24 protein-coding genes are annotated in these 23,539 nt (G+C 65.9%); 11 read left to right on the forward strand and 13 right to left on the reverse strand.

The genetic code is table 11. From position 1 onward, the window contains the following. Positions 1-740: 740 nt before the first annotated feature. On the reverse strand, positions 741-1,508 hold the full coding sequence (locus tag CJ014_RS20345) for an SDR family oxidoreductase (RefSeq protein WP_100082332.1): 768 nt from the start codon (positions 1,506-1,508) through the stop codon (positions 741-743). A gap of 97 nt (positions 1,509-1,605) precedes the next feature. On the opposite strand from CJ014_RS20345, the gene CJ014_RS20350 reads away from it, so the two are divergent. Further along, the gene (locus CJ014_RS20350) at positions 1,606-2,502 is read left to right on the forward strand and encodes a helix-turn-helix transcriptional regulator (protein ID WP_100082333.1); all 897 of its coding nucleotides are present in this window, start codon (positions 1,606-1,608) and stop codon (positions 2,500-2,502) included. A gap of 1,054 nt (positions 2,503-3,556) precedes the next feature. On the opposite strand, the gene CJ014_RS20355 is transcribed toward CJ014_RS20350, so the two are convergent. Further along, on the reverse strand, positions 3,557-4,357 hold the full coding sequence (locus tag CJ014_RS20355) for a TIGR02391 family protein (RefSeq protein WP_100082334.1): 801 nt from the start codon (positions 4,355-4,357) through the stop codon (positions 3,557-3,559). Between the two features lie 412 nt (positions 4,358-4,769). On the opposite strand from CJ014_RS20355, the gene CJ014_RS20360 reads away from it, so the two are divergent. Then, positions 4,770-5,384: a 5'-methylthioadenosine/S-adenosylhomocysteine nucleosidase gene (locus CJ014_RS20360; protein ID WP_100082335.1), complete on the forward strand. Its 615-nt coding sequence runs from the start codon at positions 4,770-4,772 to the stop codon at positions 5,382-5,384. A 19-nt stretch (positions 5,385-5,403) separates the two neighbouring features. Here the strand turns inward: CJ014_RS20360 and CJ014_RS20365 are convergent, their stop codons facing one another. Beyond that, positions 5,404-6,051, reverse strand: a complete 648-nt coding sequence (locus CJ014_RS20365) for a LysE family translocator (RefSeq protein ID WP_100082336.1) — start codon at positions 6,049-6,051, stop codon at positions 5,404-5,406. A gap of 834 nt (positions 6,052-6,885) precedes the next feature. On the opposite strand from CJ014_RS20365, the gene CJ014_RS20370 reads away from it, so the two are divergent. Both CJ014_RS20370 and CJ014_RS20375 read left to right on the forward strand, forming a co-directional pair. Then, the gene (locus CJ014_RS20370) at positions 6,886-7,314 is read left to right on the forward strand and encodes a PACE efflux transporter (RefSeq protein WP_100082337.1); all 429 of its coding nucleotides are present in this window, start codon (positions 6,886-6,888) and stop codon (positions 7,312-7,314) included. Between the two features lie 67 nt (positions 7,315-7,381). Beyond that, a complete protein-coding gene (locus CJ014_RS20375) occupies positions 7,382-8,047 on the forward strand; it encodes an NAD-dependent epimerase/dehydratase family protein (protein ID WP_100082338.1) in 666 nt (221 codons plus the stop codon). Between the two features lie 4 nt (positions 8,048-8,051). On the opposite strand, the gene CJ014_RS20380 is transcribed toward CJ014_RS20375, so the two are convergent. The 3 genes from CJ014_RS20380 to CJ014_RS20390 form a co-directional block, all read right to left on the reverse strand. After that, positions 8,052-8,447 carry a DUF2147 domain-containing protein gene (locus CJ014_RS20380; protein WP_100082339.1) on the reverse strand — a complete coding sequence of 132 codons (396 nt, stop codon included), beginning with the start codon at positions 8,445-8,447 and terminating at the stop codon, positions 8,052-8,054. A 241-nt stretch (positions 8,448-8,688) separates the two neighbouring features. Then, entirely contained in the window at positions 8,689-10,017 is a 1,329-nt protein-coding gene (locus CJ014_RS20385; protein WP_165790923.1) for an ImmA/IrrE family metallo-endopeptidase, read from the reverse strand. Beyond that, on the reverse strand, positions 10,002-10,436 hold the full coding sequence (locus tag CJ014_RS20390; RefSeq protein ID WP_100082341.1) for a hypothetical protein: 435 nt from the start codon (positions 10,434-10,436) through the stop codon (positions 10,002-10,004). The genes CJ014_RS20385 and CJ014_RS20390 overlap by 16 nt, the downstream gene beginning before the upstream one ends. Positions 10,437-10,716: 280 nt before the next feature. Here CJ014_RS20390 and CJ014_RS20395 point away from each other — a divergent pair, with 280 nt between their 5' ends. Then, complete coding sequence (locus CJ014_RS20395) at positions 10,717-11,211, forward strand: cupin domain-containing protein (RefSeq protein ID WP_100082342.1); 495 nt, start codon at positions 10,717-10,719, stop codon at positions 11,209-11,211. A gap of 298 nt (positions 11,212-11,509) precedes the next feature. On the opposite strand, the gene CJ014_RS20400 is transcribed toward CJ014_RS20395, so the two are convergent. From CJ014_RS20400 to CJ014_RS20415, 4 genes are all read right to left on the reverse strand, one after another. After that, on the reverse strand, positions 11,510-12,589 hold the full coding sequence (locus CJ014_RS20400) for a DUF2336 domain-containing protein (protein ID WP_100082343.1): 1,080 nt from the start codon (positions 12,587-12,589) through the stop codon (positions 11,510-11,512). 677 nt (positions 12,590-13,266) lie between these two features. Next, on the reverse strand, positions 13,267-14,673 hold the full coding sequence (locus CJ014_RS20405) for a DHA2 family efflux MFS transporter permease subunit (protein ID WP_100082344.1): 1,407 nt from the start codon (positions 14,671-14,673) through the stop codon (positions 13,267-13,269). Continuing rightward, positions 14,666-14,995: a hypothetical protein gene (locus tag CJ014_RS20410; protein WP_100082345.1), complete on the reverse strand. Its 330-nt coding sequence runs from the start codon at positions 14,993-14,995 to the stop codon at positions 14,666-14,668. The genes CJ014_RS20405 and CJ014_RS20410 overlap by 8 nt, the downstream gene beginning before the upstream one ends. 29 nt (positions 14,996-15,024) lie before the next feature. Beyond that, on the reverse strand, positions 15,025-15,459 hold the full coding sequence (locus CJ014_RS20415) for a MarR family winged helix-turn-helix transcriptional regulator (RefSeq protein ID WP_207765821.1): 435 nt from the start codon (positions 15,457-15,459) through the stop codon (positions 15,025-15,027). A gap of 435 nt (positions 15,460-15,894) precedes the next feature. Here CJ014_RS20415 and CJ014_RS20420 point away from each other — a divergent pair, with 435 nt between their 5' ends. The 3 genes from CJ014_RS20420 (at position 15,895) to CJ014_RS20430 (ending at position 18,357) form a co-directional block, all read left to right on the forward strand. After that, positions 15,895-16,209 carry a helix-turn-helix domain-containing protein gene (locus CJ014_RS20420; protein ID WP_100082346.1) on the forward strand — a complete coding sequence of 105 codons (315 nt, stop codon included), beginning with the start codon at positions 15,895-15,897 and terminating at the stop codon, positions 16,207-16,209. Then, entirely contained in the window at positions 16,202-17,437 is a 1,236-nt protein-coding gene (locus CJ014_RS20425) for a type II toxin-antitoxin system HipA family toxin (RefSeq protein ID WP_100082347.1), read from the forward strand. Before CJ014_RS20420 ends, CJ014_RS20425 begins: the two co-directional genes overlap by 8 nt. A 203-nt stretch (positions 17,438-17,640) precedes the next feature. After that, positions 17,641-18,357 (forward strand): DNA helicase, encoded by a 717-nt coding sequence (locus CJ014_RS20430; protein WP_100082348.1) that lies wholly within the window; start codon positions 17,641-17,643, stop codon positions 18,355-18,357. A 23-nt stretch (positions 18,358-18,380) separates the two neighbouring features. On the opposite strand, the gene CJ014_RS20435 is transcribed toward CJ014_RS20430, so the two are convergent. After that, complete coding sequence (locus CJ014_RS20435) at positions 18,381-19,349, reverse strand: nitrilase family protein (protein ID WP_100082349.1); 969 nt, start codon at positions 19,347-19,349, stop codon at positions 18,381-18,383. 90 nt (positions 19,350-19,439) lie between these two features. On the opposite strand from CJ014_RS20435, the gene CJ014_RS20440 reads away from it, so the two are divergent. Together CJ014_RS20440 and CJ014_RS20445 are read left to right on the forward strand one after the other, a co-directional pair. After that, positions 19,440-20,324 (forward strand): LysR family transcriptional regulator, encoded by an 885-nt coding sequence (locus tag CJ014_RS20440; protein WP_100082350.1) that lies wholly within the window; start codon positions 19,440-19,442, stop codon positions 20,322-20,324. 395 nt (positions 20,325-20,719) lie between these two features. Next, complete coding sequence (locus CJ014_RS20445; protein ID WP_425351938.1) at positions 20,720-20,896, forward strand: GNAT family N-acetyltransferase; 177 nt, start codon at positions 20,720-20,722, stop codon at positions 20,894-20,896. 281 nt (positions 20,897-21,177) lie between these two features. On the opposite strand, the gene CJ014_RS20450 is transcribed toward CJ014_RS20445, so the two are convergent. Then, positions 21,178-21,744 (reverse strand): ester cyclase, encoded by a 567-nt coding sequence (locus CJ014_RS20450; RefSeq protein ID WP_100082351.1) that lies wholly within the window; start codon positions 21,742-21,744, stop codon positions 21,178-21,180. Between the two features lie 31 nt (positions 21,745-21,775). After that, entirely contained in the window at positions 21,776-22,405 is a 630-nt protein-coding gene (locus tag CJ014_RS20455) for an NADPH-dependent F420 reductase (RefSeq protein WP_100082352.1), read from the reverse strand. Positions 22,406-22,603: 198 nt separating this feature from the next. Between CJ014_RS20455 and CJ014_RS20460 the strand changes: the two genes are divergently transcribed. Further along, positions 22,604-23,500, forward strand: a complete 897-nt coding sequence (locus CJ014_RS20460; RefSeq protein WP_100082353.1) for a LysR family transcriptional regulator — start codon at positions 22,604-22,606, stop codon at positions 23,498-23,500. Positions 23,501-23,539 lie beyond the last annotated feature (39 nt).

A 23,539-nucleotide genomic window follows, 5' to 3' on the forward strand; every position in this document is an offset into this window, starting at 1 on the left:
GGACCGCCATAGCCGTCCGCCGATGCCCCCGGCCGTCCATTGTCGAGGCCGGCAAGTCGGCACGGACAGGGCCGGCCATTGGGACGGAGGCCGATGGCATATCTCCCTCCGCCGCCGCAAGGCCGGCCCACGCTTGCGGGGGGGGGGGTGGAGGGTGAGGGTGCCCTATATTTGCCCCTGCACCCCTTCCGGCCCGAGGTCCTACGCCTACGCGTAGGATGACAATTTATATTTAGGAAACATACGGATAGGTCGTCACGTACCCGGGGCAAGTTCCCGGGCCAGCGTGAGAAACGCCTCCTGGAAAGCGGCGGCAACGTTCGTCAAGCAATTGAAATGACCTAATCTCGCCCATGCGAGACCAAAAATATTACGCCAGCGTACCCGGGAATTTGCCCCGGGGGCGCCAGTGGGCCGACTACCAGTGTGCCAACCTATCCCCTTGTTCCCCATATATAAACCTGTCATCCTCTATATAAAGCTGTCATCCTCGCGAAGGCGAGGACCTCAGGCAGGATGGAGCGAGCGGCCGATATAGCGCTCCGAAAACACGAGCACCCCATCCCGCCCCTCCTGCGTCCCATGATCCGACGCTTTCGCCTAGAACGCCAACACTATCCCGCTGATACCTCTATATAATTCTGTCATCCTACGCGAAGGCGTAGGACCTCGGGCAGGAAGGGGCGACCGGCCGATATCGATCTCCAGGCACGAACACCAGCCGATATCGCCCCACCACCTCACGCCAACCCCGATCCCCTCGCCGCCGCCATAGCCGCCACCGCATCCACGCCGGCCGGCAGGCGCATCGGGCAGGCCGGATCGGTGGCCGCCCGCCACACCGCCTCGGCGACGTCGGCCGCGTGCGTCACCTCGTCGGCCGACTGCCCGGCCCAGGCGGCGAACACGCCCTCGGCGATCTCGCCGTAAGCCTCGGGAATCCCCTGCTTCATCAGCGCCCCGGCGTTCTCCGCGAAGGCGGTGTCCGGCGCCCGGCCCGGCAGCACGATGCGCACCCGGACGCCGAATGGCTTAAGCTCCAGCGCCACGCTCTCCGAGAAGGCGTTCACCGCCGCCTTGCTGGCCGTGTAGACCGAAAGGAGGTGCAGCGGCCGCGCCGTCACCGTCGACGACACGTTGACGATGACGCCCGCCTTGCGCGCTCGGAATTGCGGCAGCACCGCCCGCACCATGGCGATGGTGCCGAAGGTGTTGGTCTCGAACAGCCTGCGCACCGTCTCCGGCGGCGTGCCTTCCAGCGCGTTGAGGAAGCCGACGCCGGCATTGTTGACCAGCACGTCGACCGGCCCGGCCGCCGCGACGCAGGCGGCGATGCTCTCCTCGTCCGTCACGTCGAGCGGCAAGATCCTGAGCCGCTCGGAGGCCGGCAACACTCCCTCGCGCGGCCGGCGCATGGTGGCAACGACCGACCAGTCGCGCTCCAGAAAAGTGCGGGCCGTCTCCAGGCCAAAGCCGGACGAGCAGCCGGTGATCAAGACCGTCTTCATGACATATCCTCTCGTTTTGCCGATGAGCCGATCATAGATCGCCTCTCCGGGACGTGCTACGATGCATAGTCCAGAATCCTTTTACGGAAGTCCGGAAATGACCGATCCGCTCGCCGAGGTCGTCACGCTGCTGCAGCCCAGCGCCTCCTTCTCCAAGCTGATCGAGGCGGCGGGCGCCTGGCGCGTGCGGCGGGTCGAGGCCGGCCGGCCCTTCTACGCCGCCGTGCTCAAGGGCGCCTGCCGCCTGACGGTCGACGACCACCCGCCGATGATCGTCGAAAAGGGCGACTTCGTGCTCCTCCCCTCGCTCGACGATTTCGCCACCTCCAGCCTCGATCCGCCACCCGAAAACGTCGTGACGCCGCCGGTGGAGATCGGCCCGCGCCGGTTCCGCCTCGGCCGGCGGGACGGCCCGGCCGAGGTGCGCCTGGTGGTCGGCTACTGCGCCTTCGGCTCGGCCGACACCGCGCTCCTGCTGTCGCTGCTGCCGCGCCTCGTCCAGGTGCGCGGCGAACCGCGGCTTGCCACCCTGGTCGAGCTGGTCGACGAGGAGGCCCGCGCCGCCCGCCCGGCCCGCGACGTCGTGCTGGCGCATCTCCTGGAAGTGCTGCTGATCGAGGCCTTCCGCGCCACGGGCCGGACGAGCGCCTCGCCCGGCCTGATCCACGGCCTTGCCGACGAGCGTCTCGCCACGGCGCTCCGCCGCCTGCACGAGAACCCGACGCGCGCCTGGACGGTGCCCGAGCTGGCCCGCGAAGCCGGCCTCTCCCGCTCGGTGTTCTTCGACCGCTTCCGCCGCGTCGTCGGCCTCACGCCGATGGACTACCTGCTCGCCTGGCGCATGGCGCTCGCCAAGGACATGCTGCGGCGAAAGGACGGCAGCATCGCCGCCATCGCCGAACGCACCGGCTACCGCTCCCCCAGCACCTTCACCATCGCCTTCTCCCGGCATGTCGGGATGCCGCCGGGGAGGTATGCGAGGGGGGAGGCGTAAAACCGGCGCCCATCAGTACTGGACCACGCGGATATAGACGATCGGCCGCCCATCGCGGACGAGGGCGATACCTTCATGGCCTGAAGCGGCCCGATCTCACGGCTCCGGCATAGCCACAAACGATCGCCGTCGCGCATCTCGTCGTAAAGTGGAGAAAGCCCCTTTTTGAGCTTTGCCAAGTCTCGAACGTATTGCATGAGATGGTCTGGCAGTCCTTCAGAATGATAGACCAACCAGTCTGAAATCTGTTGCAGCGTGATCTCTTTGACGAGCGCAATATCAGCTGGATCTCGGCTCACTTGGCTTGGCGAAAACATCCCAACCATCGAACGGTGCCCTGCTGATATCCGTGTCGACAACACCTGGAGCCGATTCAGCTTCAAGGCAATCAACCACCTGCCGCGAGCCTGATCAGAGCAGCTTTCGTTTTGGCGACAACCTCGGGCAGGATGAAATGCCCCGCCCACATAGCGCTTCCCGCTCCAGGGATGCCTTATAGTTCCCCCTCGCCCCTTTCGGCCCGAGGTCCTATGCCTTCGCATAGGATGACAGATTTATATATAGGAAACAGATGGATAGTGCATCGCCCTCCACCCTGCCCCCTTCCCATAGGTTGTCATCCTACGCGCAGGCGTAGGACCTCGGGCAGGCTCGAGCGCAATGCCGACATAGCGCTCCCGATCTCATGGGTGCCCCCTGTTTACCTCGCGCCCTTCCGTCCCGAGATAGCCCGCCCTCGCGAGCCATTCGGCGCTATGCATCTGTTCCCTATATATAAATCTGTCATCCTCGCGCAGGCGAGGACCTCGGGCAGGATGGGGCGCAACGCCGATATAGCGCTCCCGATCTCATGGGTGCCCCCATGTTTACCTCGCGCCCTTCCGGCCCGAGATGGCCCGCCCTCGCGAGCCATTTGGAGCTATCCATCTGTTCCCTATATATAAATCTGTCATCCTACGCGCAGGCGTAGGACCTCGGGCAGGATGGAGCGAGCGGCCGATATAGCTGGCCCGCAGAACGCGCACCCATAAAAGCCGTCCTCCCGCCCCACCCCCTACATCCGATGCGGCACGGTCGCCGTGTCGATCCGCCGGTGGATCAGCGAGATGAGGCCCAGGAGGTCTTCGGCGTCCTGCTTGGTCATGTGCCAGTGCGCCGCCGCCTCGTTGGCGGCCGGGTCGCGGAACATGCCGAGCACGCCGCGGATGAGGCTGGCGAAGCCCTTCTGCTCGCTCGCCTGGCTCTCGTTGGCGAGGCCGTTGACCGCCAGCAGCGGCGGGTTGCCGCCGAAGGCGCGCTCGACGAGGTCGGGCTCCCCGTCCGTCAGGCCGGCGCGGTGGCGGATCTTGTCGGCGATGCCTTTCGCCGCCTCCAGCACCACGGGAAAGTAATTGTCGGCCAGCAGCTCCTGCTGGCAGAACCGCATCACCTCGGGATGGCCGCCGCGATAGGTCAGGTCGGCGCGCAGTTCCCGCGCCCGCTTGCTGGCTTCGCTGAGCTTGGTCGCCGCCCTCATCGCCTCCAGCTTGCCCTCCTCGCTGACCATCAGCCCGGCCAGCGCCAGCGCCCGGTTGACGCTGAGCCGCATCAGCTCGAAGCGCTCCGGCTCCTGGGCGAAGCGCTCGGGCTTCATCACCGTGCAGATGAACGCCAGGATGTGCGTCCGGTCGTTGCGCGTCGTCTGGACGTCGGCGAAGGCGTTGATGAGGCGCTGCCGCATCGCCAGGCCGGCGTCGGGCGCCGCGAGGCTCGCCCCTTCGAGCAGCGACGAAATCTCGTCGTCGGTCAGGCCGCCCGGCGTATCGCCGAGCGCGCCGGCGATGGCCTCCAATTGGAGTTGGGTAAAAGTCGTCATGGGTTTTCCCGCTTCGGTTGGAACAATTCCGGCAAAAGCGGATCGCGGCTTTGCGTCCGGAATTGCGTTTTATCAGAGAGATAGAGCTTTTCCGATGATCTGGCCTTCACTGGAAAAGCTCTAAAACAGTCCGCGACGGAATACATTCTGTTCGGACAATAATTTTACGAATTTTAATATGTTCTCTTTTTCGACGAACTGAAGGGTGCCAATAGTATATCAAACCAAATACGAATGCCGTTTTCGCATGCGGGTTGGCTTTTTCTGCAAGGGAGCGAGACGTAACCTGCAATGGCGGCGCCCGAAACGCCCGCGTCCATGCCGTTGTCCGGTCGCCACTCAAAAGGCGCGACGAGCCGGCCCGACTTCGGCTATGACTGCCTGCCGTTCAAACAGGATCCGGAGAACGCCGATGAGCCGATCGTCCACGCTGTTCGCCATGGCCGCCGATGCCGAATACGGCCCCGGCCTCAAGGCGCGCATCACGCCGGTGATGATCGGCGTCGGCCCGGTCGAGGCCGCCGTCAACCTCACCGCCGAGCTGGCCGCCCGCGCCCAGCGGGGCGAATTGCCCAGGCTGGTGGTCAGCCTCGGCTCGGCCGGCTCGCGCAAGCTCAGGCATTGCGAGATCTATCAGGTGACGTCGATCGCCTATCGCGACATCGACGCCTCCCCCCTCGGCTTTGCCAGGGGCACCACGCCGCTCACCGACCTGCCGGCCGTCGTGCCGCTGCCGCTGCGCATCCCCGGCGTGCCGGAGGCCAGCCTGTCGACGGGCGGCAACGTCGTCTCCGGCGCCGCCTACGACCTGATCGATGCCGACATGGTGGACATGGAAACCTTCGCCGTCTGGCGCGCCTGCCGGAAATTCGCCGTGCCGATGCTCGGCCTGCGCGGCATCTCCGACGGCAAGGCCGAGCTCAGCCACATCGGCGACTGGACCGAATACCTCCACGTCATCGACGAAAAGCTGGCCGCCATTGTCGACAGGATCCTGGCGGGGGATGTCCGGGGGCTGAATCCCTGAGTGAAGCGAGCCGCCGGTCTCAATGCCGCGAGGCGGTGCCCGTCACCATCAGGCGCAGGCCGAGGGCGACCATCACGCAGCCGGTGAAGCGCTCCTGCCAGACGAGCAGCGCCGGCCAGCGGGTCAGCCAGTGCCCGACCGTGCCGGACGCCACGGCCACCGACCCCAGCGACAGCACGCCGGACAGCTTCTGGATCGCCCCGAGGATCAGCAGCTGGCTCCACACCGGGCCGGCGGCGGGATCGATGAACTGCGGCAGGAAAGCGAACATGAACAGCAGCGACTTGGGATTGGTCAGGTTGTTGAGGCAGCCCTCGCGCACGGCCGCCCAGTCCGACACGCGGCGGCGCACGCCCTGCCGCCTCTCCGCCGGCCGGCGGCTCGACCACAGCATCCGGCTTCCGAGGTAGATGAGGTAGAGCGCGCCCGCCCATTGCAGCACGGCGAGACTGGCCGGATAGGCCTGCATCAGCGACGCGAGGCCGAGCACCAGAAGCCCCACCTGGATGGCGCCGGCCACGAAGATCATGCCGGCGACCGTCAGCAGCGCCACGCGCCGCCCCTGGCCGACACCGCGCGCCAGCACCAGCATCATGTCCGGCCCCGGCGTGATCTCCAAGAGGAACAGCGCGGCGAGGAAGGTCAAAAGCGTCGGCAAGGTCGGCATCGGCGGCATTCCCCCGGACAATCCGCCGCTAGCTGAACCCGCCACGCACGCCTGTCAAGGCAATGCCGGCCCGCAACGGCAGGGAAATGATCCATTCCGAAATTTATGGAATAAAATCAGTGATATAAGGCTGGCACCCTCTGCTTAGGCGGAGGATGAAATCTGATAGATAGCTATGTATATGTTTCCTATATATAATTCTGTCATCCTACGCGCAGGCGCAGGACCTCGGGCAGGATGAAACGAGCGGCTGATATCGCGCTCCAAGAACGAAGGGCGCCCTATAGAACCCTCATAGCCCTTTTCGGCCTGAGGTCCTACGCCTGCGCGTAGGATGACAAATTTATATATAAGAAACAAATGGATAGGGGAAATAGCCGGATAGGGGAAACAGCCGGATAGCGCATTGCCCTCCATCCTGCCTCCCCTCCCCATAGGGTGTCATCCTACGCGCAGGCGTAGGACCTCGGGCAGGATGAAGCGATCGGCCGATATAGCGCTCCACGAACCAGGGGCGCCCTATAGATCCCTCATCACCCCTTTCGGCCCGAGGTCCTATGCCTTCGCATAGGAGGACAGTTTTATATATAGAAAACAGATGGATAGCGCATCGCACTCCATCCTGCCTCCCTTTCCCATAAATCTGTCATCCTGCGCGCAGGCGCAGGACCTCGGGCAGGATGAAACGAGCGGCCGGTATAAATCTCCAGGCACATCCCGCCCTCGTTGCGCCTCCCCCTCGCCCTCTGTATCTTTCCTCATCCATAGCGAAGACGGCCTTCCCCTTCATCGGGCCATCTCGGGACGACCCGGCTCTCCGGAGGGTTTATTTTCATGCGTTCCCTTCCCGACCGTATCCGCCACGTCATCCTGTTCGAGATCATCGGGCTGGCGCTGGTCACGCCGCTCGGCGCCCTGGCCTTCGGCCAGCCGATGCTGGACATCGGCGTGCTCAGCGCCATCATCGCCGTGGTCGCCACGCTGTGGAACCTCGCCTACAACTACCTGTTCGACCTGATGCTGAAATATGCCCGCGGCCACACCGCCCGGGACACGGCGATGCGCGTCTTCCACGCCGTCCTGTTCGAGGTCGGCCTGCTCGCCGTGCTGATGCCGCTCATCGCCGCCTATCTCGGCATATCGCTGTGGCAGGCGCTGATGATGGATATATCCTTCGCGCTTTTCTACATGGCCTATGCCTTCGTCTTCAACTGGGGCTACGACCGATTGTTTCCGCTGCCGGAGTGGCAGATACAATCATAAGTCAGGTTTGCGCAACCTGTGCGGTATATTGTCCAGCACCTGAAGACAATATCAGGGAGATCTTCGGATGACCCAGCACGTTCTTCTCGCCGGCGGCAGCGGGCTGATCGGCGGCCTCGTGCGCAGCCGGCTCGACACGCGGCGCGACGTCGACCTCGTCGGCCTGACGCGGCGCGGCTCGCCCGCGGCCGGACACCAGGTGGATTTCGAGCAGCTCTGCGCCACGCCCGGCGCCCTGCTGAGCCCGCTCGCCCCCGACGGCCTCGACGTCGGCGTCTCCTGCCTCGGCACCACCATCCGCGCCGCCGGCTCCGAGGCGGCGATGTTCCGCGTCGACCACGACTATGTGCTCGCCGTGGCGCAGGGCGCGCGGGCGCTCGGCGCCCGCCAGTTCATCCTGGTCAGCTCGGTCGGCGCCGGCGGCCCCGGCTTCTACCTGAAGACCAAGGGCGCCATCGAGCAGTCCGTCGTCGACCTTGGCTTCGAACGGGTGGACCTGATCCGCCCCGGCTTCCTCACCGGCCACCGCGCCGAGCCGCGGCCGCTCGAAGCCATCGGCCAGCGCGTGTTTGCCGTCCTCACCCCGGTGATGAGCGGGCCGCTGGCGCGCTATTCGGCCATCGCTGCCGAAACCGTGGCCGACGCCATCGTCGCGCTGATCGGCCGCGAGGGCGGCGGCCGCCACGTGCACGAGAACGAGGAACTGAAGGCGTTGGGCGCCACCCGGCAGTAGCCGGTCACTCGCCGGTGAGGCGGGTCCAGCCCATGTTCCGGCAGACGACGCCGGCCAGCACGCAGCCGTGCGTCGTCATCGACCGGTCGCGGACGGTGACGGTCAGCCGATAGGTGCGGTTGCGCCGGATGTCGAAGGCGGTGCCCGACCAGCGGCCGGCATCGACCGCCTTGACGTTCATCACCAGCCTGTCGCCAGCCCGTTCGCCGCGGGTCCCGGCGCGCACCCAGGTGTTGACGGCGCAGATCTGCGCCCCGCATCGCTCGACGCGCACCCTGGTCTTGCCATCGCCGCGCGCCCACAACCCGAACGGCGACGGACCGGCGGCGGCGGCAAGATCGGCGGCCGCCAAAAGCGACGCGAGCACGGCGGCGACGAGCGCGCCACGGGACAAGGTCATGGTCGTTCTCCTCTCGCGCGGGGCTGCGGCGGACGGGACGGCCCGGCCAACTCATGGGAAGACGCGCGAGAGGGGTGAAGGTTTCAAATGAGGGCGGATAGGGGCGGTTTTTGTCGGGGAAGGTGGAGGCTCCAGAAGGCAAGCGAACCGGGGGGAGGGCCATATGCGCTCCGACGGCGACCGGTCCCGCCCGGCTCGTTCGCCAACACGAGCAGGCGACGGGCCTGACTCAATTGCAGCTTCAGGCCGCGATAGAGCGGTCGATATCGGATTCATCTCGCTCGATTTTACCGTGGTTCTTCAACAGGGAATTGATTACCCAGGTAGAAACATCGAAATATTCGGCTGCATCCTGCTGTCTATCTTCGGAATAATCACCGCGCATGAAGTCCTCGACCGCATCAAACGGTGCAAGCAGCTCTGCGGCAAAGGATCGCTGCGCCTTTTGGCGGTAGGTATAGACAGGAGTCACCGGATGTAGAGCGCCGGAGCAGTTGATAAGCTGATCACCGACAATTCGAGCCAGCGCGAAGCGGCGGCCAACCTTATAGCGTTGAGACAGCACAATACTCGAATTTATCCCGTTCGGATCATCCAGCGCAAAGGAGAGTTCAGACATTCCTTGCGGTTCGGTGGAAAGAAGGCTTGCCTTCGCTCCCGCCATATCCACGAGCTTGTGATCGGAGAGCTTTCCGTCTTTGAGGCACTCCTGTTCCCGGACAAGGGCAGCGGCAACCACGCCAAGCTTCCACGCCGGAACTTCGGTCGGTCTAGGCAACTGCTCTCTCGACTGCAATGTCAGGGCGCTCCGTGGCGCAGCATTGAAACCGATGGATGCCGCCGCCGCTTCGAAGTCCTCGGCCTTTCGCATCTTGCTGCCGAGGCGAGCCATGGCAGCCGCCACCTCATCAACGGCATCCTTGCCCAGCCGCTCGCGTCCCGCCAGCAAGTCGTCAATGGCGTTGTCGTCAATGGCGTCCGGGTCCCGCCCCATCAACGCCTCAAGCCGCCTCCTGATCGCGAGGTCGGGATCCTTGCGCTCTTCGAGAATGTCTTTCCAGAGACGGTCGAGATTGGTTTCGGCAATCTTGCCTTCACGCAGCCTGCCGGTCACACGTGGCATGAATTCGTCGACCGCCCGCTCGAACAGGGTCGAGGGAACAATGACCGGTGTGGCTCCGACATAACGAAATGGCCTGGCATCCGGCTTGGACGAGGCGCGTGATAACAGAAAAGTTCGCTGTCCATCCGACCAAATTTCGATGTTCGGCCAGACGTAGCCTTCACCGATCGTATTCATCTGATGGACCATATTCCAGTCAGACGCGCCGGGACGCGGCTCCCATCTCAGGCGCCACCAATTCCAGGCCAGCCATTCGGCGAAATAATAAGTGGAAACGAGCGGTCCGGTTCTGAAACCATCGAGATAATAGTCGAACCCCTCGGTGAGCGACTGGCCATTTGCCTTGATCGAAAGCATGCCGAAGGCCGCCCGCTCTTCCGGCGTCCCCTCGTCAAGGACCTCAGGCGTGAGACTGAATTCTAGCCCCGCGGTCATCGCTTTTTCCATTCCGCCAAAACATACTGCCGAACAGCCATCTCGTCTTCACCGATGCGATATCCGTGATAGTCGGACTCCTGGTCGGGCTTGGCTTTTGCCTCGTAGACTTCACCGTCACCGTCGACGGCCCAGACATACTTGGGCAAGCCGCCAGGCTCAAAGCGACTTACCATACCACGCAGAATCCCATCGCGGAAAAGCTGCGACGCTTCCGTGATCAGGATGGAGCGAAGCGCATCGCACGCTGATTTCGTCGGCCTTGGATTGTGGCTTGGAGTGAAGCCGTAGTCGCCGGGGTGGAGCTTATGGTTCGCGGAGCCTACATAGCGGACCTTTTCCAACAGCGCCCGGCGCTGCTGAAGGCTGGTCGCAGCTGCCTCCCAGACGCGCCTGTCCGGGCGATTGCCCTCGCGCTTTCTGCCAGCCATTGGCTATGCTCCTCAAGGCCCCAGTATCTGCCAAGCTCCTGACCATTCTTCCTCAATTCGGTCAGAACCGCTTGCTACCGATCCGTAGCATGGCGAAACGCGGAAACATAGAGCGTGCCTCGGTCCCAGCCTGCCGACAGCGATCATGGAATGGCCGGTCGGCAATCGCGGGCCATGGCGGTGAGCAGCCGCACGCCACCTAAACCGGTTACGCCATTGCCTGTTGCGCGCCCCTTCCGCACTATTCCTTTCCGACCTCTCCACCCCGGAGCCACTCTCCATGCCCAACCGCCCCTCTGCCATTGCCCACTGGAGCGACATCGAGCAGCCCGAGTGGCACTATGACGGGGACGAGGAGATGATGGGTCTCGACGCGCCGTTCAGCGAGCTCTTCGGCCTTTCAAGGCTCGGCATCCACCATGTGCGGCTGGCGCCCGGCCGGCGCAGTTCGTTTCCGCATGCCGAGAGCGCCGACGAGGAGTTCGTCTACGTGATCGAGGGCGAGCCCGATGTCTGGCTCGATGGCCATCTCTACCGGCTGAGGCCGGGCGACGCGGTGGGCTTTCCGGCCGGCACCGGCCTTGCCCACACCTTCCTCAACAACACCGGCGCCGAGGTGCGCCTCCTGGTGGTCGGCGAGCGCACCAAGCCGGAGAACCGCGTGGTCTATCCCAGGCATCCCGAAAGGCGGCCGCTGCACCCCGACTGGTGGGACGGCGCGCCCGAACGCCCGCTCGGCCCGCATGACGGCAAGCCGGATGCCAAGGGCGACTGAGGCACTTCGGAGCCCCATATCCACCGCCCGTTCAATCCTGCCTGAGGTCCCCGCCTTCGCGGGGATGACAGAATTATATAATGGGAACAAATATATAGATTGTCATCCCCGCGAAGGCGGGGACCTCGGGCCGAAAGGAGCTGGCGGCCGATATCGATCTTTGGAGAATACGGCGCATACCGGATCGCCCAAGCATGGAGCGCGGCGCCGGCCGGCCGGATGCGCAGGGCAAGGGTAAGCCCCGGCGCTTGAGGCCCATCGCCGCCAGCGGCGCCCCCGCCTATCGGCGTACTTGCCGTTACGCCCTCTTCTCGCTCTTCAGGGCGGCCATGCGCATGCGATGGAAGTAGAGGGCGCGGTCGGCCGAGGCGCGGTCGATTTCGGCGTAGTTGCCGGCCCAGGCCTCGGCGGCCGAGGGCGCCTGTCCGAGATGCTCCGCCCGCAGCCGCGACAGCTTCAGGTAAGCCTCGTCGCCGATGTTCAGGCTGCGGCAGACCACGGCGAGGCCGAAGTCGTTGTCGTGGTTGAGGACATTGGCGATGTGCGCCTCCTCGAGCCCGCTCACCTGGGTGAGGAGTTCGGCCACCGCCTCCATCCGGCCCTCCTGGGCAAAGCCGGCGATGGCCTCGTCGAGCGTGACGAGCCGCTGCCGGATCCGCCGCAGCAGGCAGGAGATCTCCTGCTCGAGCTCCTGCTTGCGCTGGCGCGCCACGTCGGCCGCCTCGGTCACCAAGAGTGCCGCGAAGTCCGGCGACAGGGCGGCGAGGTTTTCCAGCTTGGCGCGCGCCTCGGCGTCGAACGAGGCGACGGCCCGCACCAGCCGGTCGGGCGGCATGTCGGCCCGCCGCGACAGGGCGATCAGCACCTTGGGATAATCGAGGCCGCGCGTCGCCAGCCGCTCGAGGCCGACGTCGGAAAAGCGCGCCGTGGCGTTGTTGGTCACCCCTTCCAGAACCTCGCCGTCGCCGCGGTCGGCCAGCACCTCGGTCACCGTTTCGCCGAGGCCCTTGCGCCGGGTGATCGCCAGAAGATGCCCCTGGCTCAGCGAGCCGGCCAAGTCGCGCAGATCGCCGTCGGTCAGCGCTTCGGATTGCTCCAGCATCACGCCGGAGACGACGAGCGCCTCGTCCGAGGCAAGCCGCAGCGCCAGCGCGCGCGGCGTATAGCCGAGCGGCGCCATCTCGGCGGAAACCCGCGCCCGCACGTCGACCGACACCTGATCGACCAGCCGGCAGAGGATATCGCCGAACAGCTTGGTTTCCGCGTCGGTGTGGTTTTCCGCGCCGTCGGTGAACAGCTCGGAGATCAACACCAGCAGGTCGCGGCGGCTGTCGCTGGATTTTTCCTGGCTGAGAGCAATCAATCTGTCGAACATCATGGTCTCACCGCTCTTTCGGGAGCACGCGCCGGCCACATCCGATCTGGCCGACAGGTGACTGCTCCGACGTCCTCCTGGCACCGCCGTCCCAACTTCAAAGATGGAAGCTTTTCCGGCGAACCATACGCAATCTACGTAATTACCAATACGAGAAACTTCAAAGACAACCCTTAACGCAGGGCCGAAAGCCACAAATGCATGAGTTTAGCGTTACGAATGTCTTGCAAGAAACGTTCGAAACCGACGCATTAACCGGCTGGGGATCGAAGCGGCCGGCGGCATGGGGATCCAGCGCGGTGCAAACTCTGTCGATCTATATCCGCCGCTCGCCTTTTCCTGCCCGAGGTCCCCGCCTTCGCGGGGATGACAACTTGATAGATGCCCGTACGAGCCACTACCACTCTGTTTCCTATATATAATTCTGTCATCCTGCGCGCAGGCGCAGGACCTCGGGCAGGATGGGATGATCGGCCCATATCGATCGCACTTCTCTTTCGGACCGCCCTATATCCGCCGCTCGCCTTTTCCTGCCCGAGGTCCCCGCCTGCGCGGGGATGACAACTTGACGGATGCCCGCGCGAGCGGCTATGGCTCTGTTTCCTATATATAATTCTGTCATCCCCGCGCAGGCGGGGACCTCGGGCAGAATGGAACAAGCGGCCCATATAGGGCTGCAATCATTCCCCCGGCGCCGCCACGTCGTTCAGCCGCCGCGGCAACCTCGCCGCGACGACGAACGTGCCCAAATGCAGCGCCGCCAGCAGGAAAAACGCCGCCGCATAGGCCACCGGAACCGCCACGCCGCCGGCGCCCGCCGCCAATCGCCAGGCCAGGAAGGTGGCGGCGAGCGTCGTCATGGTCGGGCCGCCGAGCCGCTGCACGATGTTGATCGACGTCGTCGCCATCGGCAGCCGCCGGCGCTCCACCGAGGCGTAGGCGGCGGTCATCGACGGCAGGCCCACCGCGCTCATGCCCATGCCGCGCAGGAACAGCGCCGGCACGAGCACGCCAAGGGAGAACCCCTCCCTCGCGAGATAGGGAAAGGCCAGCGTCGCCAGGAACGCCAGGAGCGCGCCGCCCGCCGATGTCAGGCGGATGCCGAAGCTTTTCGTCAGCCGGCCCATCAGCGGGTAGACCACCATCATGCCGATGCCCTGCGGCGCCAGCATCCAGCCCATTTCGCCGGGCGTGCGGCCGCAGGCGGCGATCAGGAAGGCCGGGATCAGCATCTGCCCGGCGAACATGCCGCCGTTCGACAGGAACTGCGTCACGGCGGCGGTGGAAAACACCTTGCCCCGGAAGAGCCGCAGGTCGACCAGCGCCTCGCCGCCCTTCCGGCGCGCCGTCCATAGGAACGCCGCCATCATGGCAACGCCGAGCGCCAGGCACACCCGCCCCACGGTCTCGCCGATCTTGTCGGAGCCGTAGAGGAACAGCGCCAGGCCGGGCGACAGCAGCATCAGCCCGACCCAGTCGAGCTTGCGCCGCGCCGCCTCGTCGCGGTCGGCCGGCAGCAGCAGCGCCGCCAGCACCAGCGCCAGCCCGCCGACCGGCAGGTTGACCAGGAACAGCCAGCGCCAGGAGGCGTATTGCAGGATGGCGCCGGCGATGATCGGCCCGAGCACCGGCGCCAGCAGCACCGGCAGCGCCATGATCCCGACGACGCGCGCCATCTGCCGGCCGGCCGCCCGGGCGATCATCATCTGGGCCATCGGCGCCAGCAGGCCGCCGCTCAGCCCCTGCAACAGGCGAAAGGCGATCAGCGACTCCGCCGACCAGGCGAAGCCGCACAGCGCCGACGACAGGGTAAAGGCGGAAAAGCACCAGAGATAGAGCGCCTTGGCGCCGATCCGGTCGACCAGCCAGCCGCTCAGCGGCAGCACCAGGGTGAGCGCCAGCAGGTAGCCGCTGGTCACCCACTGGATGACCGTAAGCGTGCTCCGGAGATCGGCGGCGAGGCTGGTCAGCGACACGTTGACGATGGTGGCGTCGAGCTGCGACAGCAGCGAGCCGAACAGCGCCACGCCGGAAATCTTCCACACCTCGGGGCTCAGCCTGTCCGGCGCGGCCATCGGCTCAGCCATCGGTCGGGGCGTTGCCGCCGTGGAAGCGGCCGAACAGCCGCGCCGTCAAAAGCCCCATGGCGAGCAGGCCGAGGCCGGCGGCGCCCGCCTGATCGCTGGCGCGGATGTCGAAGCTGCCGACCCGGGCGATCAGCAGATAGCCGACGACGAAATTGAGAAAGCCCCAGGCCACGTTGACCGTCGACGACGACAGCCCCTCGCCCGGCGGCCTGGCGAACGGGCTCTGGAACGGCCGGCCCATCACGCCTGAGACGAAATGCGGCACGCCGTTGGCGAGCGCGGCACCGCCGACAAGATAGGAGAGATCGTGAAGCCAGACCATGTCGGGCCCTCCGCATTGCGGCCAACGGCTCACTCGGCCTCGCTCAGCCGCTTGATCAGGGGGATGGCGGCCACCAGCAGCCGCCGCTCGTCGGCGTCGAGCCCGGCCATGGCGGCCATCAGCCACTTCTGCTTGGCGGCGCTGCGCTGGCGCCGCGCCGCGAGACCGGCCTCGGTCGGCGCGAACAGCACCTGCCGGCCGTCGGTCGGATGCGGCTGGCGCACCACCAGCCCCTCGCGCTCCAGCTCGGCCAGCGTGGCGCCCATCGATTGCGGCTTCACCGCCTCGGCCCGCGCCAGATCGGCCGTGGTCATCGGTCCGCCGCGCGTCAGCCGCGCCAGCGCCGCGGTCTGCGACCAGGAAAGACCATCGGCATTGGTCTCGCTGCGCAGACGCCGCAACAACTGGCCGACCGCCAGCGTCAGCTCGGTAACGGCCGCCTCGAGCGGCATATCTGAAGACATGCTCATGGCCGAGACATACATCTCGACAGGAAAACTTGCAAGTCCGGCTGTTGATTTATGTGCAGCGCTCCCCGCCTGAAGCCCTATATGCGCCTCCCGTCCCATCCTGCCCGAGGTCCTGCGCCTCACACGTAGGATGACAACCGATGGATAGGCTATCCGTCTGTTTTATATACATAAAACTGCAATATAAAACTGTCATCCCGCGCGAAGGCGCAGGACCTCGGGCCGAAAGGGGCGAGGGGTTCATATAGGGCACCGAGCTTGATGGAGCGTCGGCGGTTCGGTCGGCTATCGACAAGCCTATGATATATAAAAACATATCGCGTTGCCCCTATGATATGTTTTTATAGATCGATCTTGAGCTAATGCGTTCAACGCGATATATTTATCTATATCACCACCAACAACGGATATAGAAAAGCAGATCACGCCTTGCCCTACGAAACCGAGCATATCGCCAGCCGGCTGAAAGAGGCACGGCAAGACAAGGGCCTGAGCCAAAGGGAGCTGGCGGCGCGATCCGGCGTGCCCCAGTCGCACATCTCGAAGATCGAGGCCAATGCCGTCGATTTGCGGCTGTCCAGTCTCGCCGCCCTTGCTCACGCCCTCGACCTGGAGCTTCTCCTCATCCCGCGCAAGGCGGCGCCGGCCGTGCATTCGATCGTGCGCGGCCTGACCGCGCAGGCGGCCGGAAAAGGCAGCGGGCCGGCCTACAACCTCGATGACGAGGAGGACGGCGATGGCTGACGTCTCCGTCCTGAACGTCGACCTGCATGGCAAAACCATCGGCACGCTGACCCGGTTTGCCGGCGACCGCAGCCTCTTTGCCTTCAACGAGGACTATATCGGCGATCCCGGACGTCCGACCCTGGGATTGTTCTTCAAGGATGCCTTCGGCGCCCTGCGCACCGACTTCCCACCCGTCCAGACGAAAATCCTGCCGTTCTTTTCCAACCTGCTGCCGGAAGGGCATTTGCGCCGCTATCTCGCCGAACAGGCGGGCGTCCATCCGGAGCGCGAATTCTTCCTGCTGTGGGCCCTCGGGCGAGACCTGCCCGGCGCCGTCACCGTCGGCCCCGCCGACGGCGAGGCATGGCCGCCCGACGCCATCGGCCGGCGCGGCGACGACAAGGCCGCCGCCGGGGACGACATGCTGCGCTTCTCGCTGGCCGGCGTGCAGCTCAAATTCTCCGCCGTTCAAGGCGCCCGCGGCGGCCTGACCGTCCCGGCCTCCGGCGTCGGCGGCGACTGGATCGTCAAGCTGCCCTCGCCCGAACACGCGGGCATTCCCGAGAACGAATACTCGATGATGCGCCTCGCCGGCCTGCTCGGCATGGACGTGCCGAAGATCGATCTCGTCGACATCGACGGCATTTCCGGCTTGCCGGACGGCACGCGGCGCCTGGGCGGCAAGGCCTTCGTCATCGAGCGCTTCGATCGTTCGCCGGGTGGCGGGCGGGTTCACATCGAGGATTTCGCGCAAGTGTTCGGCGTCCACGGTGATGATAAATACAAGAAAGCCAGCATGCGCTCCGTCGCCAGGGTCGTCGCGGCGGAAGGAACGGACGAGGATACAAGGGAGTTCATCCGCCGCCTGACGTTCAACACCCTGATCGGCAACGGCGACATGCACCTCAAGAACTGGTCGCTGATCTATCGCGACGGCCGCACCGCGTCCCTGGCGCCGGCCTATGATTTCGTGTCCACCATCGCCTATGTCCCGGGCGACCGGTTCGCGCTCAACTACAGCCGGACGAAGGACTTCTCGGGCTACGACGAGGACGAGCTCGCCCATCTCGCCGCCAGGGCCGCGCTGCCGCAGAAAAGGCTGATCGACACCGCCCGCGAAACGGCCGCCGACTTCGGGGCGATCTGGAACAGGGAGAAAAACCACCTCCCCCTGTTCGACAACGTGCGCGAGGCGATCGACGCCCTGCTGCCGACCCTGCCCTTTGCCAGGGCGGCCGGCAAATGAGCCCTGCCCGGCGCCGCTATCCCGCCGGCCCGCCGCTTGCCGCGAATCGCGCCGCCCGCTAGCCTCCGCCCACAGGCGTGGCCCGCGCCTCCTCCCTCCTTTTGGGGAAGCATCGGACATGCAGGGTGATCCAGCATCGTCGAGCCGTCTGTTCGGGCATCGCATGAGGAGGGGTTGCGTTTCGGCCCGCTACGGAGGTCGCGATGAAGCTGTCTGCCCCCATATTTCAACTGAAACGCCGCGCCAGACTGATGGCCCGCGCCGGCGATCTGCCGCTCCACGAAGCGCTCGACCGGATCGCCCGCCAGGAGGGCTTAGCCCGCTGGAGCCTCCTGTCCTCCCGCGTCGCCGCCGGGTCGCCGTCCGAAACGGTGCTGTCCCGGCTCGAGGAGGGCGACCTGCTGTTGATGGCCGGCCGTCCCGGCCATGGCAAGACGGCGTTCGGGCTCCAACTGCTGCTCGAGGCGGCGCGCGCCGGCCGCCGGGCCGTGTTCTTCACGCTGGAGTTCACCGAGGAGCAGACGAAAGCCCACCTGACGGCTCTGGAAATGCCGCCGCTCGGTCTGGCCGGCAAGGTGGAAATCGTCACCTCCGAGGCCCTCGGCGCCGACTACATCATGCGATATCTCACGGGTGCCGCGCCGGGATCGCTGGCGGTGATCGACTACCTGCAGATCCTCGACCAGCAGCGCAGCAAGCCGGCGCTGTCCGAGCAGATCCGGGCCCTCGGCGCCTGCGCGAAACAGACCGGCCTCATCCTCGGCTTCATCTCGCAGATCGACCGATCCTTCGATCCGTCCACCAAGCGCCTGCCCGACATCGGCGACATCCGTCTGCCCAACCCCGTCGACCTCGGCCTGTTCACCAAGGCCCTGTTCCTGCATGACGGCGAAGCGCGGTTCCAGGACAGGAGGACGTAACCGCCAACGGCCACCGCCGCCCCTCACCCTCCCCGCGTCGACGCGTCCGAAAACCGCGCCTCCAGCGGCCCGAGATTCCCCTCCCGCCGCTCGGTCAGGAGGCCGTAGAGCTCGGGCCGGCGGCCGCGCAGCCAGCGCTGGCCGGTGCATCTGTCGAGCAGCGAAAGGTCGAGGTCGGCGCTGACCAGGGCGTCGGCGGCCGCCGAGGTTTCGGCGACGATCCGGCCGTAGGGGTCGAGGATCATGGCGTTGCCGGTGCGCACTTCGTCCTCGTCCTGGCCGATGCCGTTGCTGAAGACGAGGAACATTCCGTTGTCGTGGGCGCGGGCCGGCAGCCAGCGCATCAGCCATTCCCGGCCGTTGGAGCCGAGGATTTCCGCTTCAATGGCGGTGGGGTCGTCGTGCCGGCGCGTCCATTTTTCGACCGGAATGGGCTTCATGCCGTGCGGGCTGACCGAGTTGCAGCCGCCCGTCTGGTGCGGCGCGATCAGCAGCTCGGCGCCCAAGAGCGCCGTCGCCCGGGCGTTTTCGACGAGGTTGTTGTCCCAGCAGATCAGGATGCCGGCCCGGATGCCCCAGGGCGTGTCGAACACCGTGTAGCGGTCGCCGCTGGCGATCAGCCCGTGCTCGAAGGCGTGCAGCTTGCGATGGCGGTGCACCGCCCCATCCGGCAGGCACACCGCATAGGCGTTGTAGAGCGCGCCGTCGGCGCCGCGCTCCAGGAAACCGGCGCCGATGGCGATGCCGAGCTGCCGGGCGAGCGCCGCGACGGCGGTGATGGATGGCCCCGAAAGCGGCTCGGCCAGCGCCTGAAGGCCCGCCGCGTCGAGCTTCGGCACGTGCCAGTAGCCGGTGATGCACATTTCCGGAAAGACGACGAGCTGGCTGCCTTCCCGCAGCGCCTGCCGCGTGAACTCGGCGATGCGCTGGAGATTATAGGCCTTGTCGCCAGCGCGATGCTGGAACTGCACGGTGGAAACCTTGAGCGTCATGGCCGTCCCTCCTGTTGCTGGACACGAGCTTGCTCCCCTTGCCTTCCATCTGTAAAATGACAAATTATCCTGCAATTATTCGGTCATGGAATGGACCTGAAGCTTCTCCGCTCTTTCGTCGAGCTCGTCGAAGCCGGCCACTACGGCAAGGCGGCGGCAAGGCTCTGCGTCACCCAGTCGACGCTGACCAAGCAGATCCAGGCGCTGGAAGCCGCCGTCGGCGGTGTGCTCGTCGAGCGCGGCCGGCATGGCGCCCGGCCGACGGCGCTCGGCGAACTGCTGCTGGCCGAGGCGCGGCCGCTCATCAAATCGAGCGAGGAGGCCGACGCCCGGCTGAGGCGCGCCAGCGCCGGCCTGACCGGCCGGCTCGACATCGGCTTCGGCATCTCGACGCTGATCGCCGCGCCGGCGCTGATCGCCGGCTTCCGCCAGCGGGTGCCCGATTGCCGCATCACGCTCGACGACATGGCCTCGCGCCGGCAGCACGAGCGCCTGTCGGCCGGCCGGCTCGACGTCGGCTTCTGCCGGGCGCCGGAAGCCGACGGCGAATTGTCCTTCGCGCCCATCCTCACCGAGCACCTGGCGCTGATCACGCCGCACGGCGTCGCGCTGCCGGCGCCCGACCGCCTCGGCGATCTCAACGATCTCGGCTTCGTGGCGCTGTCGCCCCGCCGCGGTCCCGGGCTCGACGCCCAGATCGGGACATGGTGCGAGGCAGCCGGCTTCCGGCCGCGCGTCGTCCAGCAGGCCGACGACATCCTCACCGTGCACGCCGTGGTCGCGGCGGGGCTCGGCGCGGCGCTGCTGCCCTGGCACGGCGTCGAGGCGCTGGGCGGCCGCACGCAGCACACGCGGCTTTCCGGCAAGGGCGCCAGCTGGCCGATCGGGCTTTGCTGGCGCACAACCGACACCAACCCGCTGCTGCTGCGGTTCATCGATCATGTGAGGGGGACAGGAGGAATGCAGGCGCTTTAGATCATTCGTCCCCCTCGCTTTCGGACGCAAAGCCCTATATGCGCGCGCCGCCCTTTCCGGCCCGAGGCCCTGCGCCTCACGCGCAGGATGACAGATTTATGTATAAAAAACAAATACATAGGTTGTAGCCCAAGGTGGAAACGCGCATCCTGCGGCAGACCGCCGCTGTGGTGAACCGTGATCCATCCCTATATCGGCAGCATGCCCTTTCCGGCCCGAAGACTTCCGCCCTCGCGGAGATCAACAATCTATCCGGCTGATTCCTATATATAATTCTGTCATCCTACGCGAAGGCGTAGGACCTCGGGCAGGAAGGGGCAAGGGGCCGATATAGGGCGCCCCCACCTCTGCCCACACCATATCAGGCAGCACCCCGCTTGCCGGATCGCCGGCGCATGACCATCAGCCCCGCCACGGTCAGGGCCGCCTCCATCCGGCTGCACGGCAAGCTCGGCTTTGCCGAGGTCGGCCTGCTGCCCGAGGTCGGCATGAAGTTCGGCAAATGGCTCGACCTCGCCTTCCTGCAACTGAAGCTGGACGACCGCGCCACGCCCGACGCGCCGCCCGCATGACGGCCATCGCCCCGCCGATCGCAGCCGGCGGCGCGCTTCCCCATCTATATCGGCCGCTCGCCCATCCTGCCCGAGGTCCCCGCCTGCGCGGGGATGACAGGTAAATTATATATATAAAACAATATGATATGTTGGAACCCCTTTCCATCAAACTGTCATCCCCGCGAAGGCGGGGACCTCGGGCCGAAAGGGGCGCGACGTTCATATCGCGCTCCCCCCAAACGCAAAAGCGGGGCGATCCCTCGCCCCGCCCTGCTTTTCCAAAGACGCAAATTACTAAATTACTGCCCGAGGCCGATCTGCTTCATGAAGTCCTGGTTGTCCCAGAACAGGTATTCCTCGTCCATCACGCCGTCCCCGGTCCAATGGCCGATCGTCGCCATGGAGAGCTTGAAGGGCTTGCCCGTCGGCGGAATGGTCTTGCCGCCGCCGATCGGCATCGGCTTGGTGAACGTGCCCTCCAGGAGGCCGATCACCCCGGTCCACTCGCCCTTGCCGAACTTCACCGGATGCTGCTCGATGCGCGTATCCGGCGCGAACACGAACATCGGCTTCAGCGCCTCGATGTGGTCGTGCAGCCCCTTCGTCGTCGTGCCGTCCGGGTAGTGCACCAGGATGTCCCTGGCGTGGCTCTCGCCGAGGCGATCCCACTTCTGGTGGGTGTAGACGTCGAAATCCAGCGTGTCGAAGGTGTCGAGGTTCCTGGCGACGGTGGCCTCGTCCTGCTGATACCTGGACAGCTCCTCGAGGAGCGCCGGCACCGGCTTGCCCGCATCGGCGGCGGCGGCGGCCGAGGCGCCGGCAACGATCGACAGGGCGGAAACGGCGGCGGCAAACAGCTTGGTCATGATGAAACGTCCTGAACGGGAAAGAGAAAAATCAAGCGGCGAGCGGCAGCCAGACCGGCGTGATCGCCGTACCCAAGCCGGCGCCATAGCCGAGGTAGATGTTGAGGCCGGCCAGCGCCTCCAGATAGCGGGCGTTCCCGAGCCCGCCGGCATCGACCACCGCGAAGCCCATCGAGCGCGCCAGATCGGCCGCCACCGCCTTGGCGTCGGCGCTGTCGGAGGCGAGGAAGGCCGGCACGTCTCGGCCGCCCTCGGCCTTCCGGCCGCTGGCCAGCACCTCGGCGAACACCGTGTTGAAGCCCTTCACCAGCAAGGCGCCCGGCACCGCCCCGGCGATCTCCTCGGCGGCCGAGGTGGTGTGGCCGATGGTCAGGCCCATGTAGTCGGCCGTCAGCGGGTTGGTGATGTCGATCACCGGCACGCCGTCGAGATCGCCCAGCGCCTTCAGCGCGGCAACGGCGTTGTCGTAGGGCACGGCCAGGACGATCGCGTCGGCCTTGCCCGCGTCCCTGGCGCCGACGGCCGCCGCGCCGACCGCCTTCGCCACCTCGGCCGCCTTGGCGGCGTCGCGCCCCATGAGGCCGACGCTGTGGCCGGCCTTGACCAGACGGGCGGCGAAACCCCGGCCCATGCTGCCGGTGCCGATGACGGATACTTTCATGATGATCTCCTTTGGGGTGTGTGTCTGAACTCATCGCCGCGAACGGCTTGGATTGATACGTACCCCACGGGTTCATCTTGAAAAACCAGCCATCCTGAAAGATATTGTTGCGGATTTCGCAATAATGGGGCAATTCCGGCAAAAGTGCCTCGCGATTTTGCGTCCGGAATTGCGCCCTCGAAAAGCTCTGGAGCGGCCATGGACATCGTCAGGAGCATGGAGGCCTTCGTGGCCCTCGCCGCCGCCGGCAGCTTCGTGGCGGTGGCCGACAAGCAGGGCACCTCCACGGCGGCGGTGTCGCGGCAGATCGCCGCGCTGGAAGCCCACCTCGGCGTCCGCCTGCTGCACCGCACCACGCGCCGCCTGTCGCTCACCGAGGCCGGCGGTCAGTTCCTGGAGCGCGCCGAGCAGATCCTCGCCGACCTCCGCGAGGCCGAGGCGGTGGTCGGCCGCCAGGCGGCCAATCCGGTCGGCCTGTTGCGCGTCAGCGCGCCGCTGTCCTTCGGCATCACCGTGCTCGGCGCGCTGCTGCCGGAATTCCGCCGCCGCTTTCCCGGCCTCCGGCTCGACATCGACCTCAGCGACCGCGTCGCCGACCTCGCCCACGACGGCGTCGACGTGGCGATCCGCATCGCCCGGGCGCCGAGCCCCAACCTGATCGCCCGGCGCATCGCGCCGATCCCCATCCTCACCTGCGCCTCGCCCGGCTACCTCAAGGCGCGCGGCCACCCCGCCCACCCGAGCGATCTCTCGGCCCACGAAACGCTGAGCTATTCCTACCTTTCGAGCGGCGACACCTGGACCTTCCGCAACGCCGCCGGCGACACCGCCGCCGTCCGCATCCGCCCCAACGTCCACGCCACCAACGGCGACCTCCTCCGCCGCATGGCCGTGGAAGACGCCGGCATCATCGTCCAGCCCGACTTCATCGTCTCGGACGACCTCGCCACCGGCCGCCTCGTCCAAATCCTCCCCGACTGGACGCTCGGCACCTTCGGCCTCTACGCGGTCTACCTCAGCAGGCGGCAGCTATCGGCGAAGGTAAGGGTGTTCATCGATTATCTGGTGGAGGTGTTGGGGAGGGACTGCGGGTGAGTGGGAACTGGAACGGCAGCTTTGCGCCTTCATTTCGGT

This window comes from Pleomorphomonas carboxyditropha, assembly GCF_002770725.1.
Lineage (GTDB): Bacteria > Pseudomonadota > Alphaproteobacteria > Rhizobiales > Pleomorphomonadaceae > Pleomorphomonas > Pleomorphomonas carboxyditropha.

Bases quoted from the DNA above. Each gene is read 5' to 3' on its own strand.
- CJ014_RS20345 (WP_100082332.1), bottom strand. From the start codon at position 1,508: ATGAAGACGGTCTTGATCACCGGCTGCTCGTCCGGCTTTGGCCTGGAG.
- CJ014_RS20350 (WP_100082333.1), top strand. From the start codon at position 1,606: ATGACCGATCCGCTCGCCGAGGTCGTCACGCTGCTGCAGCCCAGCGCC.
- CJ014_RS20355 (WP_100082334.1), bottom strand. From the start codon at position 4,357: ATGACGACTTTTACCCAACTCCAATTGGAGGCCATCGCCGGCGCGCTC.
- CJ014_RS20360 (WP_100082335.1), top strand. From the start codon at position 4,770: ATGAGCCGATCGTCCACGCTGTTCGCCATGGCCGCCGATGCCGAATAC.
- CJ014_RS20365 (WP_100082336.1), bottom strand. From the start codon at position 6,051: ATGCCGACCTTGCCGACGCTTTTGACCTTCCTCGCCGCGCTGTTCCTC.
- CJ014_RS20370 (WP_100082337.1), top strand. From the start codon at position 6,886: ATGCGTTCCCTTCCCGACCGTATCCGCCACGTCATCCTGTTCGAGATC.
- CJ014_RS20375 (WP_100082338.1), top strand. From the start codon at position 7,382: ATGACCCAGCACGTTCTTCTCGCCGGCGGCAGCGGGCTGATCGGCGGC.
- CJ014_RS20380 (WP_100082339.1), bottom strand. From the start codon at position 8,447: ATGACCTTGTCCCGTGGCGCGCTCGTCGCCGCCGTGCTCGCGTCGCTT.
- CJ014_RS20385 (WP_165790923.1), bottom strand. From the start codon at position 10,017: ATGGAAAAAGCGATGACCGCGGGGCTAGAATTCAGTCTCACGCCTGAG.
- CJ014_RS20390 (WP_100082341.1), bottom strand. From the start codon at position 10,436: ATGGCTGGCAGAAAGCGCGAGGGCAATCGCCCGGACAGGCGCGTCTGG.
- CJ014_RS20395 (WP_100082342.1), top strand. From the start codon at position 10,717: ATGCCCAACCGCCCCTCTGCCATTGCCCACTGGAGCGACATCGAGCAG.
- CJ014_RS20400 (WP_100082343.1), bottom strand. From the start codon at position 12,589: ATGATGTTCGACAGATTGATTGCTCTCAGCCAGGAAAAATCCAGCGAC.
- CJ014_RS20405 (WP_100082344.1), bottom strand. From the start codon at position 14,673: ATGGCTGAGCCGATGGCCGCGCCGGACAGGCTGAGCCCCGAGGTGTGG.
- CJ014_RS20410 (WP_100082345.1), bottom strand. From the start codon at position 14,995: ATGGTCTGGCTTCACGATCTCTCCTATCTTGTCGGCGGTGCCGCGCTC.
- CJ014_RS20415 (WP_207765821.1), bottom strand. From the start codon at position 15,459: ATGTCTTCAGATATGCCGCTCGAGGCGGCCGTTACCGAGCTGACGCTG.
- CJ014_RS20425 (WP_100082347.1), top strand. From the start codon at position 16,202: ATGGCTGACGTCTCCGTCCTGAACGTCGACCTGCATGGCAAAACCATC.
- CJ014_RS20430 (WP_100082348.1), top strand. From the start codon at position 17,641: ATGAAGCTGTCTGCCCCCATATTTCAACTGAAACGCCGCGCCAGACTG.
- CJ014_RS20435 (WP_100082349.1), bottom strand. From the start codon at position 19,349: ATGACGCTCAAGGTTTCCACCGTGCAGTTCCAGCATCGCGCTGGCGAC.
- CJ014_RS20440 (WP_100082350.1), top strand. From the start codon at position 19,440: ATGGACCTGAAGCTTCTCCGCTCTTTCGTCGAGCTCGTCGAAGCCGGC.
- CJ014_RS20445 (WP_425351938.1), top strand. From the start codon at position 20,720: ATGACCATCAGCCCCGCCACGGTCAGGGCCGCCTCCATCCGGCTGCAC.
- CJ014_RS20450 (WP_100082351.1), bottom strand. From the start codon at position 21,744: ATGACCAAGCTGTTTGCCGCCGCCGTTTCCGCCCTGTCGATCGTTGCC.
- CJ014_RS20455 (WP_100082352.1), bottom strand. From the start codon at position 22,405: ATGAAAGTATCCGTCATCGGCACCGGCAGCATGGGCCGGGGTTTCGCC.
- CJ014_RS20460 (WP_100082353.1), top strand. From the start codon at position 22,604: ATGGACATCGTCAGGAGCATGGAGGCCTTCGTGGCCCTCGCCGCCGCC.